At 69.1% G+C, this 15,951-nt stretch carries 18 protein-coding genes and 1 tRNA gene; 9 read left to right on the top strand and 10 right to left on the bottom strand.

The genetic code is table 11. The features are described 5' to 3' along the window. From C9F13_RS00805 to C9F13_RS00830, 6 genes are all read left to right on the top strand, one after another. Positions 1 to 2,856 carry a molybdopterin-dependent oxidoreductase gene (locus C9F13_RS00805; RefSeq protein ID WP_108444349.1) on the top strand — a complete coding sequence of 952 codons (2,856 nt, stop codon included), beginning with the start codon at positions 1 to 3 and terminating at the stop codon, positions 2,854 to 2,856. Positions 2,857 to 2,866: 10 nt separating this feature from the next. Next, a complete protein-coding gene (gene fdh3B / locus C9F13_RS00810) occupies positions 2,867 to 3,481 on the top strand; it encodes a formate dehydrogenase FDH3 subunit beta (protein ID WP_108444350.1) in 615 nt (204 codons plus the stop codon). Positions 3,482 to 3,491: 10 nt separating this feature from the next. Continuing rightward, entirely contained in the window at positions 3,492 to 4,553 is a 1,062-nt protein-coding gene (locus tag C9F13_RS00815) for a formate dehydrogenase subunit gamma (RefSeq protein ID WP_245888669.1), read from the top strand. A 95-nt stretch (positions 4,554 to 4,648) separates the two neighbouring features. Beyond that, positions 4,649 to 4,972 (top strand): DUF1244 domain-containing protein, encoded by a 324-nt coding sequence (locus C9F13_RS00820; protein WP_108444352.1) that lies wholly within the window; start codon positions 4,649 to 4,651, stop codon positions 4,970 to 4,972. Next, positions 4,969 to 5,490, top strand: a complete 522-nt coding sequence (moaB, locus tag C9F13_RS00825; RefSeq protein ID WP_108444353.1) for a molybdenum cofactor biosynthesis protein B — start codon at positions 4,969 to 4,971, stop codon at positions 5,488 to 5,490. Before C9F13_RS00820 ends, moaB begins: the two co-directional genes overlap by 4 nt. A 77-nt stretch (positions 5,491 to 5,567) precedes the next feature. Beyond that, entirely contained in the window at positions 5,568 to 6,776 is a 1,209-nt protein-coding gene (locus C9F13_RS00830; RefSeq protein WP_108444354.1) for a molybdopterin molybdotransferase MoeA, read from the top strand. Between the two features lie 24 nt (positions 6,777 to 6,800). Here the strand turns inward: C9F13_RS00830 and C9F13_RS00835 are convergent, their stop codons facing one another. The 7 genes from C9F13_RS00835 to C9F13_RS00865 form a co-directional block, all read right to left on the bottom strand. Then, positions 6,801 to 7,388 (bottom strand): acyl carrier protein phosphodiesterase, encoded by a 588-nt coding sequence (locus C9F13_RS00835; protein WP_108444355.1) that lies wholly within the window; start codon positions 7,386 to 7,388, stop codon positions 6,801 to 6,803. A 10-nt stretch (positions 7,389 to 7,398) separates the two neighbouring features. After that, positions 7,399 to 7,752 carry a TusE/DsrC/DsvC family sulfur relay protein gene (locus tag C9F13_RS00840; protein WP_108444356.1) on the bottom strand — a complete coding sequence of 118 codons (354 nt, stop codon included), beginning with the start codon at positions 7,750 to 7,752 and terminating at the stop codon, positions 7,399 to 7,401. After that, the gene (gene tusB, locus C9F13_RS00845) at positions 7,752 to 8,042 is read right to left on the bottom strand and encodes a sulfurtransferase complex subunit TusB (protein WP_108444357.1); all 291 of its coding nucleotides are present in this window, start codon (positions 8,040 to 8,042) and stop codon (positions 7,752 to 7,754) included. The genes C9F13_RS00840 and tusB overlap by 1 nt, the downstream gene beginning before the upstream one ends. Before the next feature lie 23 nt (positions 8,043 to 8,065). Next, positions 8,066 to 8,446: a sulfurtransferase complex subunit TusC gene (gene tusC / locus C9F13_RS00850; protein ID WP_425432850.1), complete on the bottom strand. Its 381-nt coding sequence runs from the start codon at positions 8,444 to 8,446 to the stop codon at positions 8,066 to 8,068. A 21-nt stretch (positions 8,447 to 8,467) separates the two neighbouring features. After that, a complete protein-coding gene (tusD, locus tag C9F13_RS00855) occupies positions 8,468 to 8,860 on the bottom strand; it encodes a sulfurtransferase complex subunit TusD (protein ID WP_108444359.1) in 393 nt (130 codons plus the stop codon). Between the two features lie 69 nt (positions 8,861 to 8,929). Further along, the gene (locus C9F13_RS00860) at positions 8,930 to 9,604 is read right to left on the bottom strand and encodes a Bax inhibitor-1/YccA family protein (RefSeq protein WP_108444360.1); all 675 of its coding nucleotides are present in this window, start codon (positions 9,602 to 9,604) and stop codon (positions 8,930 to 8,932) included. A gap of 79 nt (positions 9,605 to 9,683) precedes the next feature. Continuing rightward, positions 9,684 to 10,154 carry an NUDIX hydrolase gene (locus C9F13_RS00865; RefSeq protein ID WP_157955130.1) on the bottom strand — a complete coding sequence of 157 codons (471 nt, stop codon included), beginning with the start codon at positions 10,152 to 10,154 and terminating at the stop codon, positions 9,684 to 9,686. Positions 10,155 to 10,274: 120 nt separating this feature from the next. Here C9F13_RS00865 and C9F13_RS00870 point away from each other — a divergent pair. Next, a tRNA-Ser gene (locus C9F13_RS00870) sits at positions 10,275 to 10,365 on the top strand. A gap of 216 nt (positions 10,366 to 10,581) precedes the next feature. Then, complete coding sequence (locus C9F13_RS00875; protein WP_108444362.1) at positions 10,582 to 11,136, top strand: YaeQ family protein; 555 nt, start codon at positions 10,582 to 10,584, stop codon at positions 11,134 to 11,136. A gap of 84 nt (positions 11,137 to 11,220) precedes the next feature. Here C9F13_RS00875 and C9F13_RS00880 read toward each other — a convergent pair whose 3' ends face one another. Further along, positions 11,221 to 12,927 (bottom strand): potassium/proton antiporter, encoded by a 1,707-nt coding sequence (locus tag C9F13_RS00880; protein ID WP_108444363.1) that lies wholly within the window; start codon positions 12,925 to 12,927, stop codon positions 11,221 to 11,223. Positions 12,928 to 13,082: 155 nt separating this feature from the next. Between C9F13_RS00880 and C9F13_RS00885 the strand changes: the two genes are divergently transcribed. Continuing rightward, on the top strand, positions 13,083 to 14,297 hold the full coding sequence (locus tag C9F13_RS00885; protein WP_108444364.1) for an ABC transporter substrate-binding protein: 1,215 nt from the start codon (positions 13,083 to 13,085) through the stop codon (positions 14,295 to 14,297). Positions 14,298 to 14,325: 28 nt separating this feature from the next. Here C9F13_RS00885 and C9F13_RS00890 read toward each other — a convergent pair whose 3' ends face one another. Together C9F13_RS00890 and C9F13_RS00895 are read right to left on the bottom strand one after the other, a co-directional pair. Beyond that, entirely contained in the window at positions 14,326 to 15,105 is a 780-nt protein-coding gene (locus C9F13_RS00890; protein ID WP_108444365.1) for an alpha/beta fold hydrolase, read from the bottom strand. Positions 15,106 to 15,160: 55 nt separating this feature from the next. Continuing rightward, on the bottom strand, positions 15,161 to 15,844 hold the full coding sequence (locus tag C9F13_RS00895) for a 7-cyano-7-deazaguanine/7-aminomethyl-7-deazaguanine transporter (protein WP_108444366.1): 684 nt from the start codon (positions 15,842 to 15,844) through the stop codon (positions 15,161 to 15,163). Positions 15,845 to 15,951 lie beyond the last annotated feature (107 nt).

Genomic DNA, 15,951 nt, shown 5'->3' on the forward strand with positions numbered 1-15,951 from the left:
ATGCGTTTGACACCTAAATCCGATACGCCGAGGGCCGCCGGGCTGGGCATTTCCCGTCGCCAGTTCCTCAAGCGCAGCGGAGCCACCACCGGCGGGCTCGCCGCCGCCGGCTTCATGGGCGCGCCGATGATGCAGCGCGCCGAGGCCGCCGGGAAGACCGCCTGGTCCGATGCCCCGGTGGAGACGAAGCGGACCGTCTGCTCCCACTGCTCGGTGGGCTGCGGCGTCTATGCCGAGGTGCAGGAGGGCGTCTGGACCAAGCAGGAACCGGCCTTCGACCACCCCATCAATCGCGGCGCCCACTGTGCCAAGGGCGCCTCGCTGCGTCAGCACGGCCACTCCAGCCGGCGCCTCAAGTACCCCATGAAGCTGGTCGGCGGCGAGTGGCAGCGCCTGAGCTGGGAGGACGCCATCGAGGAGATCGGCGACAAGGTGCTGGCCCTCACGGAGCAGCACGGTCCCGACAGCATCTACTGGCTGGGCTCGGCCAAGTTCAACAACGAGCAGGCCTACCTGATGCGCAAGTTCGCCGCCCTGGCCGGTACCAACAATACCGACCACCAGGCGCGCATCTGCCACTCCACCACCGTGGCTGGGGTCGCCAACACCTGGGGCTACGGGGCGATGACCAACTCGCTCAATGATATCCAGAACAGCCGGTCGATCATGTTCATCGGCTCGAACCCCTCCGAGGCGCACCCGGTCGCCATGCAGCACATCCTGCTGGCCAAGGAGCGCAGCCAGGCGCAGATCATCGTCGTCGATCCGCGCTTCACGCGCACCGCCGCCAAGGCCGACCACTACGTGCGGATCCGCCCCGGCTCCGACGTGGCCTTCATCTGGGGCCTTCTGTGGCACATCTTCGAGAACGGCTGGGAGGATCGCCAGTACATCGATCAGCGGGTCTATGCCATGGACCAGGTGCGCGAGGAGGTCGCGGCCTTCTCGCCGGACGTGGTGGAGAACATCACCGGAGTGCCGGAAGCGACGATGCGTGACACCGCCCGCCAGCTGGCCGAGAACCGTCCGGGCTGCATCGTCTGGTGCATGGGCGGCACCCAGCACACCACCGGCAACAACAACACCCGCGCCTACTGCATCCTGGAGCTGGCGCTGGGCAACATCGGCAAGTCCGGCGGCGGCGCCAACATCTTCCGCGGCCACGACAACGTCCAGGGCGCCACCGACCTCGGCCTGATGTCGCACTCGCTGCCCGGCTACTACGGCCTCTCCGAGGGCGCCTGGCAGCACTGGGCCCGGGTCTGGGGCCTCGACTACGAGTGGCTCAAGGGACGCTTCGACCAGGGCGACTACGTCGACGGCAAGCCGATGTATTCCAGTGGCATCACCGTCTCGCGCTGGATCGATGGCGTCCTCGAGGAAGAGGAGGACATCTCCCAGCGGACCCGTCTCAAGGCGATGTTCTACTGGGGCCATGCGGTCAACTCCCAGACCCGGGGCCCCGAGATGCAGAAGGCCATGCAGCAGCTCGAGATGATGGTCATCGTGGATCCCTACCCCACCGTGGCGGGGGTCATGCACGACCGCCAGGACGGCGTCTACCTGCTGCCGGCGGCCACCCAGTTCGAGACCACCGGCAGCGTCACCGCCACCAACCGCTCCATCCAGTGGCGCGACCGGGTGATCGAGCCGCTCTTCGAATCCAAGCCCGACCACGAGATCATGTACCTGCTGGCGCACAAGCTCGGCTTCGGCGACGAGCTGTTCAAGAACATCCGGGTCGAGGGCACCGAGCCGGTGATCGAGGACATTACCCGGGAGTTCAACGCCGGCATGTGGACCGTGGGCTACACCGGCCAGAGCCCCGAGCGCCTGAAGCAGCACCAGCAGAACTGGCACACCTTCAGCTTCCGCGACCTCAAGGCCGAGGGCGGACCCGCCGACGGCGACTACTACGGGCTGCCCTGGCCCTGCTGGGGGACCGCCGAGATGGGCCATCCCGGCACGCCGATCCTCTACGACACCAGCAAGAAGGTCTCCGAGGGCGGCCTCACCTTCCGCGCCCGCTTCGGCATCGAGCGCGACGGCGAGAACCTGCTGGCCGACGGCGTCTTCAGCGACGGCTCGGCGCTCGAGGACGGCTACCCCGAGTTCACCGACGCCATGCTCAAGGACCTGGGCTGGTGGGACGACCTGACCGAGGCCGAGAAGGCCGAGGCGGAGGGCAAGAACTGGAAGACCGACCTCTCGGGCGGCATCCAGCGCGTGGCCATCGCCCACGAATGCGCCCCCTTCGGCAACGCCAAGGCGCGCTGCAACGTCTGGACCTTCCCCGACCCCATCCCCAAGCATCGCGAGCCGCTCTACACCAGCCGCCGCGACCTGGTGAAGGACTACCCGACCTGGCCGGACGTGACCTCCCACTACCGCCTGCCGACGCTCTACCGCAGCATCCAGGAGCGGGACGTCACCGGGGAGTACCCGATCATCCTCACCTCCGGACGCCTGGTGGAGTTCGAGGGCGGCGGCGAGGAGACGCGTTCCATGTCCTGGCTGGCCGAGCTGCAGCAGGAGATGTTCGTCGAGATCAACCCGGCGCTCGCCAACGACCTGGCCATCGCCGAGGGCGACATGGTGTGGGTCGAGGGGGCCGAGGGCGGCCGCGTGAAGGTCAAGGCCCTGGTCACCCCGCGGGTGGCCCCGGAGGTGGTCTTCATGCCCTTCCACTTCGGCGGCATGTTCCAGGGCGAGAGCCTGCACGACCGCTACCCTGAAGGCTCGGCCCCCTACGTGCTCGGCGAGGCGGCCAACACCGCCACCACCTACGGCTATGACTCGGTGACCCAGATGCAGGAAACCAAGTGCACCCTGTGTCGCATCGAGAAGGCAAGCTGAGGAGATCCCCATGGCCACAATGAAATTCATGTGCGACGCCGAGCGCTGCATCGAGTGCAACGGCTGCGTCACCGCCTGCAAAAACGCCAACGAGGTCGAATGGGGCGTGCAGCGCCGCCGTGTGGTGACCCTCAACGACGGCGAGCCCAGCGAGGTCTCGATCTCGGTGGCCTGCATGCACTGCGACGATGCGCCCTGCATCGCCGTCTGCCCCACCGAGACCCTCTACCAGCGCGATGACGGCATCGTGCTGCACGACAAGGACCTCTGCATCGGCTGCGGCTACTGCCTCTACGCCTGCCCGTTCGGCGCGCCGCAGTTTCCTAAGCAGAACGCCTTCGGCGAGCGCGGCAAGATGGACAAGTGCACCTTCTGCGCCGGCGGGCCGGCGGAGACCAAGGAGGAGGAGTACCAGAAGTACGGGGCCAACCGCATCGCCGAGGGCAAGCTGCCGCTGTGTGCCGAGATGTGCTCGACCAAGGCGCTGCTGGCCGGGGATGCCCAGGAGGTCGCCGACATCTTCCGCCAGCGCGTCGTCCAGCGCGGCCACAAGGACGGCGGCTGGTCGGGCAATCCCCGCGCCGAGGCCGACTCCCTGGCCTACGATGCCACCCAGCAGGGGTAAGGAGGCGACCATGAGCATCTCGATGACGCACGCGGGGGCCGCCCGGCGGTTCCTGACGCTGCTGGTGCTGCTGGCCGGCCTGGTGCTGTCCTCGCTGGCGCTGGCACAGGAGGCCGATCCCGGCCGGGAGGCGGCCTTCGCCGTCCCCGCCGTGGACGCCGACCTGTGGCGACAGGTCAAGGCGGGCGAGACGGGCCCCAACTACCGGGACTCCCGGGCCGAGAGCACCTATAACCTGGTGAATGCCAGCGGCGAGACCTGGCGGCAGATCCGCGAGCGCTGGATCTCCCCGTTCGGGGCGATCGCGGTGCTGGGCATGATCGCGGCGATCGCGCTCTTCTACCTGCTGGTGGGACGCAAGAAGCTCGACGAGCCGCGCACCGGGCGCAAGCTGCTGCGCTGGTCGCTGGTCGTGCGCTCCCTGCACTGGACGGTGGCGACGCTGTTCATCCTGCTGGCCCTCACCGGGCTCAACCTCGCCTACGGCAAGACGCTGCTGCGTCCACTGTTCGGCGACGGGGCCTGGGCGGCGATGATGTCGGGCACCAAGCTGATCCACAACTACCTGGGGCCGCTGTTCGGCATCCTGCTGGTGATCCTGCTGCTGCGCCTGCTCAGCCACAACATCCCCAAGGCCCACGACCTGCAGTGGTTCGCCAAGGGCGGCGGCCTGGTCGGCAAGGGGCATCCCGACGCCGGCTTCGCCAACGGCGGCGAGAAGGTCTGGTACTGGCTACTGGCCACCGCCGGCCTCGCGGTGATCGCCAGCGGCTTCGTGCTGGACTTCCCCAACTACGGCCAGGCGCGTGACACCATGCAGTGGGCCAGCATCATCCACGCCGTGGGGGCCCTGGGCCTGACCGCCGTGGCCCTGGGCCACATCTACATCGGCACCGTCGGCACCGAGGGGTCGCTGGAAGGCATGACCACCGGCTACGTGGACGAGAGCTGGGCCAAGGAGCACCACAACCTCTGGTACGAGGAGGTCAAGGACCAGGCCATTCCCGAGGAGCAGCTGGCCGAGCAGCGCCCGGCCGCCGAGGGCGAGACGCCCGCGCCACGCTCCGGCTGAGCCCCGGCCTCGATGCCCCCCTACGACACCGCCTGCGGGCGGTGTCTTTTTTGTTAAGCTGACCCCACAGATCCCCCGACCATCGGAGAGCGACGATGTCACAACTCGACGACGCCACCCGCACCGAACTCGAGGCGGCCGCCTTTCGCCGCCTGCTGCGCCATCTGGACGAGCACAAGGAGGTCCAGAACATCGACCTGATGATCCTCGCCGACTTCTGCCGCAACTGCCTCTCCAAGTGGCTGGTGGCCGCCGCCGACGAGCAAGGCGTCGAGCTGGACTACGACAGCGCCCGGGAGCACGTCTATGGCATGCCCTACGGCGAGTGGAAGGAGAAGTACCAGCAGGAGGCCACCCCGGAGCAGCAGGCGGCCTTCGCGGCCCGCCAGGCGGCCAAGCAGGAGCAGCAAGGCCAATGAGCGACCCGATGATCCCCCTCTCCGTGGCGGTGCTGACCATCTCCGACACGCGCAATGAGCAGACCGATCGCAGCGGCCAGGCCCTGGTCGAGCGCCTGACGAGTGCCGGCCACCGACTGCACGAGAAGCGCATCGTGCCCGATGACGTCTATCGCATCCGCGCCGTGGTGGCCGGCTGGATCGCCGACGACGCCGTCCAGGTGATCCTGACCACCGGTGGCACCGGCTTCACCGGACGCGACTCCACCCCCGAGGCGGTCTCTGTGCTGCTCGACAAGCAGATCGAGGGCTTCGGCGAGCTGTTTCGCCACCTCTCCTGGCAGGAGATCGGCAGCTCCACCGTGCAGAGCCGCTGCCTCGGCGGGCTGGCCAATGCCACCGTGGTGTTCTGCCTGCCCGGCTCCACCGGCGCCTGTCGCACCGGCTGGGACGGCATCCTTGCCGAACAGCTCGACAGCCGGCACAAGCCGTGCAACTTCGCCAACCTGGTCATTCCCGAGCGAGGCCAGCATGTGTGACAGGACGACCCATCGGCACAGGCCATGCAGCTCTCTACACCTTCAGGCCAACCGGGGCATTCCCGAGCGGGGCCAACATGGGTGAGCTGAAACCGGTCGAGGCCGCGCTCGACGCCCTGCTCGAGGGCGTCACCCCCACCCCCGCCGAGACGGTGCCCTGCACCGACGCCGCCGGGCGCGTGCTCGCCGAGGCGATCGAGGCGCGCCTAGATGTGCCCGCCTTCGACAACAGCGCCATGGACGGCTACGCCCTGCACCACCTCGACGCCGGTAAGCGGCTGCCCGTCGCCCAGCGCATCGCCGCCGGCGCCCCGGCGACGCCGCTGGCACGCGGCACCTGCGCCCGCATCTTCACCGGCGGCGCCCTGCCCCCGGGCGCCGACTGCGTGGTGATGCAGGAGCGCGTGACGCTCGAGAACGATATCGTCCATGTCCCGGCGGATCTCCCGGCGGGCGACAACGTACGCCGTCGCGGGCGCGACGTGGCCGCGGGCGCGCGGCTGCTGCCCGCCGGGGAGCGGCTGGAGGCCGCGGCCCTGGGCCATCTCGCCGGCCAGGGCATCACCGAGGTGGCGGTGAGGCGCCGCCCACGGGTGGCGCTGCTCTCCACCGGCGACGAGATCGTCGATCCGGGCGCGCCCCTGGCCGACGGGCAGATCTACAACTCCAACCGGCCGATGCTCAAACGCCTGCTGGAGCGCTTCGGCGCCGAGCTGGTGCGCCTCGCCTCGGTGCCGGACGATGCCGAGGGGACCCGCGACACCCTCGCCGCGGCGGCGTTGGAGGCCGACCTGGTGATCAGCACCGGGGGGGTGAGCGTCGGCGAGGAGGATCACGTCAAGGCGGCGCTGGCGTCGCTCGGGCAGCTGGACCTGTGGCGCCTGGCGATCCGCCCGGGCAAGCCCCTGGCGCTGGGGCGCCTACCGGGTCGCGAGGGCCGTCAGGTGCGTTTCGTCGGCCTGCCCGGCAACCCGGTCTCCTGCTTCGTCGGCGCCTGGCTCTTCCTGCGCCCCCTGCTGGGCGCCCTGCAGGGCTGTCCGGCACTCGCCGAGCTGCCCCGGGTGCCGGCGCGCGCCGACTTCGCCACCTCCACAGGCCCGCGCCGCCACTACATGCGCGTCACCCTCGCGCTGGGTGATGACGGCATCGTGGCCCGGGCGTTTCGCGATCAGAACTCGGGGGTGCTGTCATCGTGCATCGGCGCCGATGCCCTGGCGGAGATCCCCGCCGAGACGCACATCGAACCGGGCGATCGCGTTGACTGCCTGTGGCTCAGGGTCGATTGAGGATCGAGGGGCGACCGAAGCCGGCTAGGGTGGCGGGGGGCGCCGGCCGCCATCCGGCACCTCGAGCGCCGCATTGACGGCCGGCCATAGCCGCTCGAAGTCGCGGGCGAGGCGGACATAGTCCGCCTCCAGCCACGGCACCAGCTCGGCGAGGCGATTCGGACCGGAGAGCCGCCCGCCGATGCCCGCGATGGCACGGCAGGTGAAGGCGAAGTCGGCGTAGCGGTTGAGCCAGTCCTGCTCCACCAGCACCGGCACCATCCCCGCCAGCCGGCCCGGCGCGGGGGTGGTCGCCAGCAGCCGATAGCAGCGCGCGGCCAGTCGCCGCCGCGCCTCTTCCTCGAGGGCGCGGGCCGCGAAGTGGTCCCAGAGCAGATCCAGGGCGATGCCGGCGAAGCGGCGCTGCGGCCACGGCGTGCGTGCCAGCACCTCGGCGATCACCGGATGGCCATCGACGAAGGCGTCCACCCGACGGTGGTGGCGGATGCCCTCCGCCGTTTCCTGCGACCACGCCGAGAGATCGCTGCCCTTCACCCCGTCGGCGATCAGGTTGCCATACAGGAAGTCGTCACCGCCGCCGCGGGCGAGCCAGCCATGGGCGAGGAAATTCACGGGGAGCCGTTCACAGGCAGTGGGAAGGCTTGGGCAGCCCGGCCAGTCGCGCCGCCACCTTGGCGGGACTGCCAGGGAAGAGCCGCATCAGGTGGATCGAACGCCCCTTCTCGGGCCCCAGGGCCTTGCCCACCGCCTTGACCAGGGGGCGCATGGCGGGCGCCATCTCATAACGCGCATAGAAGTCGCGCAGCACCCTGAGCACCTCCCAGTGCTCCTCGGTCAGCTCGATGCCCTCCTCGCGCGCCAGGGCGTCGGCGACCTCGGGCGACCACTGGGTCATGTCGACCAGGTAGTCTTCGGGGTCGAGGCCGTAATGGTGTTCGCCCACGGATAGATAACGGTATATTTCTGTCGAGGCCATCAGTACCAGCTCACCGTCCGTTCGGCTTCCTCGGTCAGGGTCACGAAGCCATCCACGTCGACCACCTGCACGCTTTCCGCGCAGCGGCCCAGCAGCCCGCGCGCCTCGAGGTCCTCCTTCAGGGCGAAGAGCCGCCCCTCGATCGGCGCGAAATAGCGCACCAGCTGGGGCAGCGCCCCCTGGACGCCATCCTCGATCAGCAGCAGGACATCGTCCGGCCCCATGCCGCTCAGGGCCTGCTCAAAGACCCGACTGTTCGCCGGGGAACGGTTCACCACATGCAACAGCATCCCGGTTCTCCTTGCGACTCGGGCTAGAAGGTCAACACCAGGCGGTGGGCGGACAGGGCCTCGGGGATGGCCTCGGCCGACACCGGCGTCACGTCGAGCATCAGCTCGTCGGACGAGAAGCCAAGCGCCGACAGCGCCTGCGCGTCCACCAGCAGGGTCTCGATATCATACATCTCCAGCATCTCCAGCGTCGCGGCCGTCCCCTTCTGCCCGAGCGGCCCGGGGCCCTGACCCGGCATCAGCGCCGTGACGCCCTCCCCCATGAACAGCAGGGACACGCTCTGGCCGAAGGCGGCGGCGACCAGGGCGGCGTCCAGCCCCTCCTTCAGCCAGCTGCTGCCGTGAGGAGCATGGCGCAGGATGACCAGCAGGTCGCGGAGGGTGTCGTCGTGTTCGTGCATCATCGCTCCATCGCAAGCAGAGGGTCAGGGGCCGAAGGTCACCAGCCGGTCGCAGCGCGTGCCCAGATCGATCAGCTGCCCGAGCCCCGTCAGCTCGAAGGGCGCGGCCACGCTGCTCCCCTCCTTGCCGTGCCGGGCGGCCTCGCGCTCGTCGAGCAGGCCGCGGCGCAGCGCGGCGGCGATGCAGACCTGCAGCGAGACCTCGTGCTCGCGGGAGAGGGCCGTCCAGGCGTCCACCAGGTGCGGTTCGTCCTGAGGGGGAGCGGCCAGCCGGGAGGCATTGTGCACCCCGTCGTGATAGAAGAATACCGCCTCGAGGCGATGGCCGCGCGCCACCAGGGCGCGGGCGAAGCGCAGGGCCGAGTGGCTGGCCTGATGACTGTAGGGAGCGCCCATCAGCAGGATGGCGTAGCGCATGAAGGTCCTCCTGAAACGACCTGGCCCCGCCGGATGGCGGGGCCAGATGATCCTGATACCGCGCGGGGGTCAGTCCTGGCTCATGATGCCCAGGATCGACAGCAGGCTGATGAACAGGTTGTAGATCGACACGTAGAGGGTGATGGTGGCGAGGATGTAGTTGGTCTCGCCGCTACGATGCACGATCTCGCTGGTCTGGTAGAGGATGGCCGCCGAGGAGAACAGCACGAAGCCGGCGGAGACCATCAGCGACAGGGCCGGGATCTGCAGGAAGATGCCCGCCAGCATGGCCAGGATCAGCACGATGGCGCCGGCCATCAGGAAGTTGGCCAGGAAGCTGAAGTCCTTGCGGGTGATCAGCGCCACCGCCGAGAGCCCCACGAAGGTCAGGCCGGTCATGCCCAGCGCGGTCATGATCAGCTGGGCGCCGTTGGGCAGGGTGAGATAGGCGCTCAGCACCGGTCCGAGCGTGAAGCCCATGAAGCCGGTGAAGGCGAAGGTGGCGAGCAGCCCCATCGCCGAGTTGGCGGTCTTGTGCACCAGGAACATGAGGCCGTAGGCGCCGATGAAGAACACGAAGATGTTCATGCGCTCGACGCCCATGCTCATGGCGGTGCCCGCCGTGATGGCGGAGAACAGCAGGGTCATTGCCAGAAGGCCATAGGTGTTGCGCAGGACCTTGCTGGCACCGACCGACTGCGCCTGCGTCTGCTGACGTGTCGTCTGCGTCTCTTGATAAGCCATGGATCCGAAGCTCCCTGTATGGTTGGACTAGGCACTAGACTTAGGATGCAGCCAGATGGTTCCCGACGCAAGCGCCCGGCTAATCAGGGTTCAACGCCTTTTCCGCGGCCGCGGCCTCCTCGAGGACCCGCCGCGCCACCCGCGCCGCGGTGTCGCAGACCGCCGACCCGGCGCGATCGAGCGCCGCCAGGTCCATCCAGCAGAGCGCCGTGGCATCGTCCGCGGCCGCCTCGATGCCGCCCCGCCACACAAGCTGGACCACCACGATGACGAAGTGCATGCGCAGCGCGCCATCGGCGTCGTGATCGAAGAGGTCGAGGGCGGTCAGGATGCGCCGCGGCTCGGCCAGCACGCCGGTCTCCTCGAGAAGCTCGCGGGCCGCGGCCTGCTGCAGGCTCTCCCCCGCCTCGACCTTGCCGCCGGGCAGCGCCAGCTTGCCTGCGTTGGGGGGATTGCGCCGCCTGATCATCAGGATACGATCTCCCCGGACCACCGCGGCCGACACCGCGGGAATGGGCTGCACGGGGGGTGCTGCCGAGCGCTCGGTCATAGGGCTCTCCTCCATCGACGTACCCCATTGTGCCCCACCCCCGAGCCGGGAGCTAACACCCTGATCCGGATGGGGTCTTGACCTGCGGATGAAAACTGGTAGAGTACGCATCCGTAAGCCGGAGGGATGGCAGAGCGGTTGAATGCACCGGTCTTGAAAACCGGCGTAGGTTAATAGCCTACCCAGGGTTCGAATCCCTGTCCCTCCGCCACCTTTTCAGAGAAAACCAGCCCACCGGGCTGGTTTTCTTGTTTTAGTGCACGGACCATGCACCTGGTGGCTCACCGTCGATCGCGCCGCATGCGGGGGCGAAACCCGGGCCCCTCAGACGCTGTCCACCCACCAGACGCCACCGGGCAACGCCCGCCGGCATCATCTAGCCGCCCTGCCCCGTAGGGCCGCGCCCCCAACAGAGGTCCATCTCGCCATGGCACTGAAGGCAACGATACATCGGGTCCAGCTGCAGGTCGCCGACATGGACCGGCACTACTATGCCGATCACGCCTTGACCGTGGCGCAACACCCCTCGGAAACCGATGAGCGGATGATGGTCAGGCTGCTCGCCTTCGCACTGAACGCCGACGAGGCCCTGGCCTTCGGGCGCGGCGTGAGCACCGAGGACGAGCCCGACCTGTGGCGCCGGGACCTCACCGGGAAGATCGAGCAGTGGATCCAGCTCGGCCAGCCCGACGAGAAGAGCATCCGGCGCGCCTGTGGCCGCGCCGACGAGGTCGTCATCTACACCTACAGCGGCCATGGCGCGACGCTCTGGTGGGAATCGCTGGCCGGCAAGCTGGCGATCCTCGACAACCTGACCGTGGTTGCCATCGCGCCGGAGACGGTGCAGGCGCTTGTCGGGATGGTGGCGAAGAGCATGGCCCTGAGCGCCACGCTCCAGGATGATACGGCGTGGGTGGCCGACGGCGCGCAGGCCGTCGAGGTCCCCCTCGAGGTGCTCAAGGCGGCGACCCGGCAGGCCTGAGCGGCCGCACTCGTCCCTCCCAGCCGCACCCTCGCCCCCCAATGCATCCATCAGGCTGCTTTGATCAGAGGCGCCGCCTGGCGATTAATAGAGACGCAGACCCACCCGTGTCACGCGATTGCCCTCCATCGCGCTGACCACCCAGTGGATGCCGTGCCAGTCCACGTCGTCGCCCACCACCGGATGCCCGCCGACCCGCAGCGAGACGAACTCGGCGAGAGTCATGTCCTGCTCACCGGGGCTCAGGGTGAGGCCGTAGGCGTCGGCGATGTCGCGCATGAAGGCGTCGCCGTCGAAGGTGAAGGTGCCGAAGAAGGCCCGCTCGCGCTTGAGCTTGGCATCCCCGTTGAACAGGCGGTTCAGCGCCGGCAGGTCATCGGTGCGGCCGATCACGCAGATCACATCGCCCAGCCGCAGCCGAGTGCTGCCCTTGGGGTGCAACATGGCGTGCTCGCGGAAGAGCGCCGAGATCAGGGCCCCCGAGGGGAAGCGCAGCAACCGGATCGGCACGTCCTCGAGGTCGGCGTTCTCCACCTCGTAGACGAACATCTCGTAGTCGTTCTCCGGCAGGATACCTAGCGGGCCGCGGCGGTTGGGGGTGACGGTGGGCGGCAGCTCGACCTTCATGCGCCGCGCCATCCACGGCAGCGAGCCGCCCTGGATCAGCAGCGACAGCAGTACCACCGCGAAGGCGACGTTGAAGTAGAGCGAGGCGTTCTCCACCCCGCCGATTACCGGGAAGATCGCCAGCACGATGGGCACCGCCCCGCGCAGCCCCACCCAGGCGATGAAGCCGATCTCCCGCCAGCGAAACTTGAAGAAGGGCTTGACCGCGATCAGCACCGCCAGCGGCCGGGCGACGAAGATCAACGCCAGGGCCACCAGCAGCGCCGGCAGCGCATAGTCCAGCATCTCGCTGGGGGTGACCAGCAGGCCCAGCACCAGGAAGAGCCCGATCTGGGAGAGCCAGGCCAAGCCGTCGTGCACCGGCAGGATGAAGTTGAGGTGGCGACCGGGACGGTTGCCGATCATCAGGCCGGCCAGGTAGATCGCCAGGAAGCCGCTGCCACCCAGGGCGCTGGTCAGGCCGAACACGCAGAACCCGAGCCCCAGTGCCAGCAGCGAGTAGAGGCCCGGCGCCAGGTCCAGCCAGCTCAACAGCCGCGCGCTCAGCCAACCGACGCCGAGCCCGATGAGAATGCCCAGGCCGAACTGCTGGACCAGGAAGAGCAGGGTCTCGCCGATGCCGCCGATGTCGCCGACCAGCACCTCCACCAGCATCAGGGTCAGGAAGATCGCCATGGGGTCGTTGGTGCCCGACTCGATCTCCAGGGTCGCGCCGACCCGCTCGTTGAGGTTGACGCCGCGCCCGCTGAGCATGGAGAACACCGCGGCGGCGTCGGTGGAGCCGACGATGGCGCCCACCAGCAGGCCCTGCACCAGGCTCAGGTCGAAGACCCACATGGCGAAGAGCCCCACCAGGCCGCTGGTGATGAAGACCCCCAAAGTGGCCAGGGAGAGCGCCGGGCGAAAGCCGACGCGAAAGGTCTTGAGGCGCGTGCGCAGCCCGCCGTCGAGCAGGATCATGGCCAGCGCCAAGTGGCCGATGGAGAAGGCCAGGGAGTAGTCGTCGAACTGGATGCCGAGCAGTCCCTCCTCCCCGGCCAGCATCCCCAGGCCCAGGAAGATCAGCAGCAGCGGCACGCCGGCCATCGAGGAGAGCCGACTGGCGAGGATGCTCAGGGCCAGCAGGAAGCCGCTGAGCAGGAACAGACTGTTGATCGAATCCATGGCCGCCTGCCTTGGCTGCGAGAACGCCCAGTATCGCATGCCACGACGAACGCGGCGATTGTCGTTGGCGGTCGCGACTGGCCCTGGCCGACCGCCAGCGGTTAAGCTTGCGCGGCATCTTCGACCGGGTACCGCGCATGCCAGGAATCCTTTCCATGATCCCCCCCGCCGTTCGTCGGCCTCCCCTGACGACGGCCCTGCTGACGATCGCCTGGCTACTGCCGACCGGGCCGCTCGCCGCCGACGCCGCGCCGGCCGTTGCCGAACCGCGGAAGGGCTATCCACCGCTGAACACCGAGGTGATGGTGCTGGATCTCGAGGCCCTGGCCGAGGCGGCGAAACGCGAGATCGCCGAGCGAGAAGCGATCCGCCAACGCTACCGGGAGGCCCCGCGCGGCCCGGCGGTCGACACGCCCTCCCGTCCCAGCGTGCCGGCGATCGCCCTGCGCCCGGCGGAGCCCATCGAGCCACCCCCCGTGACCCCGCTCAGGGTGATGCTGGACTGGACGCCCAGCCCGCGGCATGCCGCGCTGATCGTCGCCCGGGAGCGCGGCCTCTTCGCCAGCCGCGGGCTGGAGGTGACCCTCTCGACCCCCGCCGATCCGGACGTGCCCATCAAGCTGCTGGCGGCGTCGCGGATCGATCTGGCCCTGGCGCGCCAGCCGCTGCTGCATCTCGGCGTGGACCGCGGGCTGCCACTGGTGCGCGTCGCCACCCTGGTCGCCATGCCGCTCAGCGCCCTGGTGGTGCGCGAGGACAGCGAGATCACCGCGGCGGTCGACCTGGCCGGCGCGCGGATCGGCCATGCCGATGCCGACAGCCGGGACGTGCTGCTGGCGGCCCTGCTGCGCGAGGCCAGCGTGCGCGACGACGAGGTCGAGACCGAGGAGCTGCATTTCCGCCTCGGCGATGCGCTGCGCGAGGGTCGCGTGGAGGGGGTAATCGGGGCCATGCGCCACCTGCTGCCGCGCCAGCTGGCCGACGAGGGACTCGCGACCCGGGTGCTGACCAGCGAGGCCCTCGGCATCCCGCTGCACGACGGCCTGGTGCTGCTGGCCAACCGCGATCACCTGGGGTCACAGCGCGACGCCATCCGGCGCCTGGTCGAGGCGCTGGAAGAGGCCTCGGCCTGGATCGCCAACCACCCCGAGGAGGCGTGGACGCTGATCGCCAGCGCCGAGCCGGGGCTCGACACCCCGGTGAACCGGGAGGCCTGGCAGCAGGTTCGCCCGCGCCTGAGCCTGAGCCCCGCGGCCCTGGACCAGGGCCGCTACCGTCGCTTCGAGGCGTACCTGCTCGAGGCCGGCATCCTGGAGCAGCGCCATCCGGTCTCCCGCCTGGCCGTCGATCCCGGCGCGCTCTCTCGCTAGCTAGCCCGCCGGGCGGCCATCGCTCTCGCTAGTCGTCCAGCGCCTCCAGGAAGGCGTTGACCGCGGCCTGGAAGGCCGCCGGCTGCTCGGCATGCAGCCAGTGGCCGGCCTCCAGGGTCTGGATCTCGGCGTCCGGCAGCACCTCGTGCAGGGCCGGGAGCATCTCGTCGGTGACATAGCGCGACTGGGCGCCACGCAGCACCAGCGTCGGCCCCTCGAAGGCCCCCTCGCCCGCCGGCACGCCCATGATCGTCTCGTAGTCGTCCTGAATCTCGTCGAGGCCGATGCGCGGTCGCAGGATGCCCGCCTCGTCGCGCTCAAGGTTGGTGGCGAGGAACAGCCGCACCGCGGGCTCGTCGACGTGCTCGGCGAGCAGCGCATCAGCCTCGCGCCGGTTGGTCGGCGAGCCCGCCTCGACGCGGCGCAGGGCGGCGAAGACGCTGTCATGGTCGTGCCCGTAGGCCACCGGGGCGATATCGGCGACGATCAGCGACGCCACCCGCGCGGGGGCGAGCCTGGCCAGGCTTATCACCACCTTGCCGCCCATCGAGTGCCCCAGCAGGTGGGCACGCTCGACGTCGAGACGATCGAGCAGGGCCAGCAGGTCCTCGGCCATGGCGTCGTAGCCCATCCCCGCCACGTGGGGCGAGCGCCCGTGGTTGCGCAGGTCCACGGTGATTACCCGCCGGCGACGCTGCCACTGCTTGGCGTGGGAGCGCCAGTTGTCGGCGCTGCCCAGCAGGCCGTGGACGACCACCAGCGGCGTCTCGTCGCCGCCGCTGTCGAGGAAATGGAGATCGGTGGGCATGCAAGCCTCCTTGGCTACGGGGATATCGGGTGCTGAGGGGTCATGTGCTCGAGGCTCAGGACGAGGCGCGCGCCTCGTCCGGCCTCAGGTCGTCGCGCCCCGTCACCGCCACAAGTCGACGGCTCAGCCAGGCCAGCAGCACGCCGTAGAGCGGCAGGAAGAACGCCAGGCTGATGGCCAGCTTGATCGCGTAGTCGACCCAGGCGATCTCCGGCCAGTTGGCGGCCATGAAGGGATCGGGACTGCGGTAAAAGGCGATGGAGAAGAACGCGAAGGTATCGGCGAGATTGCCGAGCACCGTGGAGACGGCCGGCGCCACCCACCACGCCTTGAGGGTGCGCAGCCGGTCGAAGACCTGCACGTCCAGAAGCTGCCCCAGCACGTAGGCCATGAAGCTCGCCAGGGCGATGCGGGCGACGAACAGGTTCGCCTCGCCCAGCGCCTCGAGGCCGGCGAAGCCGCCGCGGGGAAAGACCACGGAGACGACGTAGGAGATTACCAGCGCCGGCAGCATCACGCGCAGGATGATCGCCCGGGCCGGCTCCTTGCCGAACAGGCGCACGGTGAGGTCAGTGGCCAGGAAGATGAAGGGGAAGCTGAACGCGCCCCAGGTGGTATGGAAGCCCCACAGGGTGAACGGCAGCTGCACCAGGTAGTTGCTGGCGGCAATGACCAGGATATGGAAGGCGACCAGCAGCGCCAGGCAGCGCCGGGTCTGGGCCTCGGAGAGCACGAACATCACGGCATCCTTTTTGGGGAGGGGTGAGGGAACCCTGGTGGACGACGCCCGCTCGGGGCGAGCACGGGCCGAGCATTATACGGCCTGGCCGACACCCTGGCCATGCG

It is taken from the genome of Halomonas denitrificans, assembly GCF_003056305.1.
GTDB classification, from domain to species: domain Bacteria; phylum Pseudomonadota; class Gammaproteobacteria; order Pseudomonadales; family Halomonadaceae; genus Halomonas; species Halomonas denitrificans.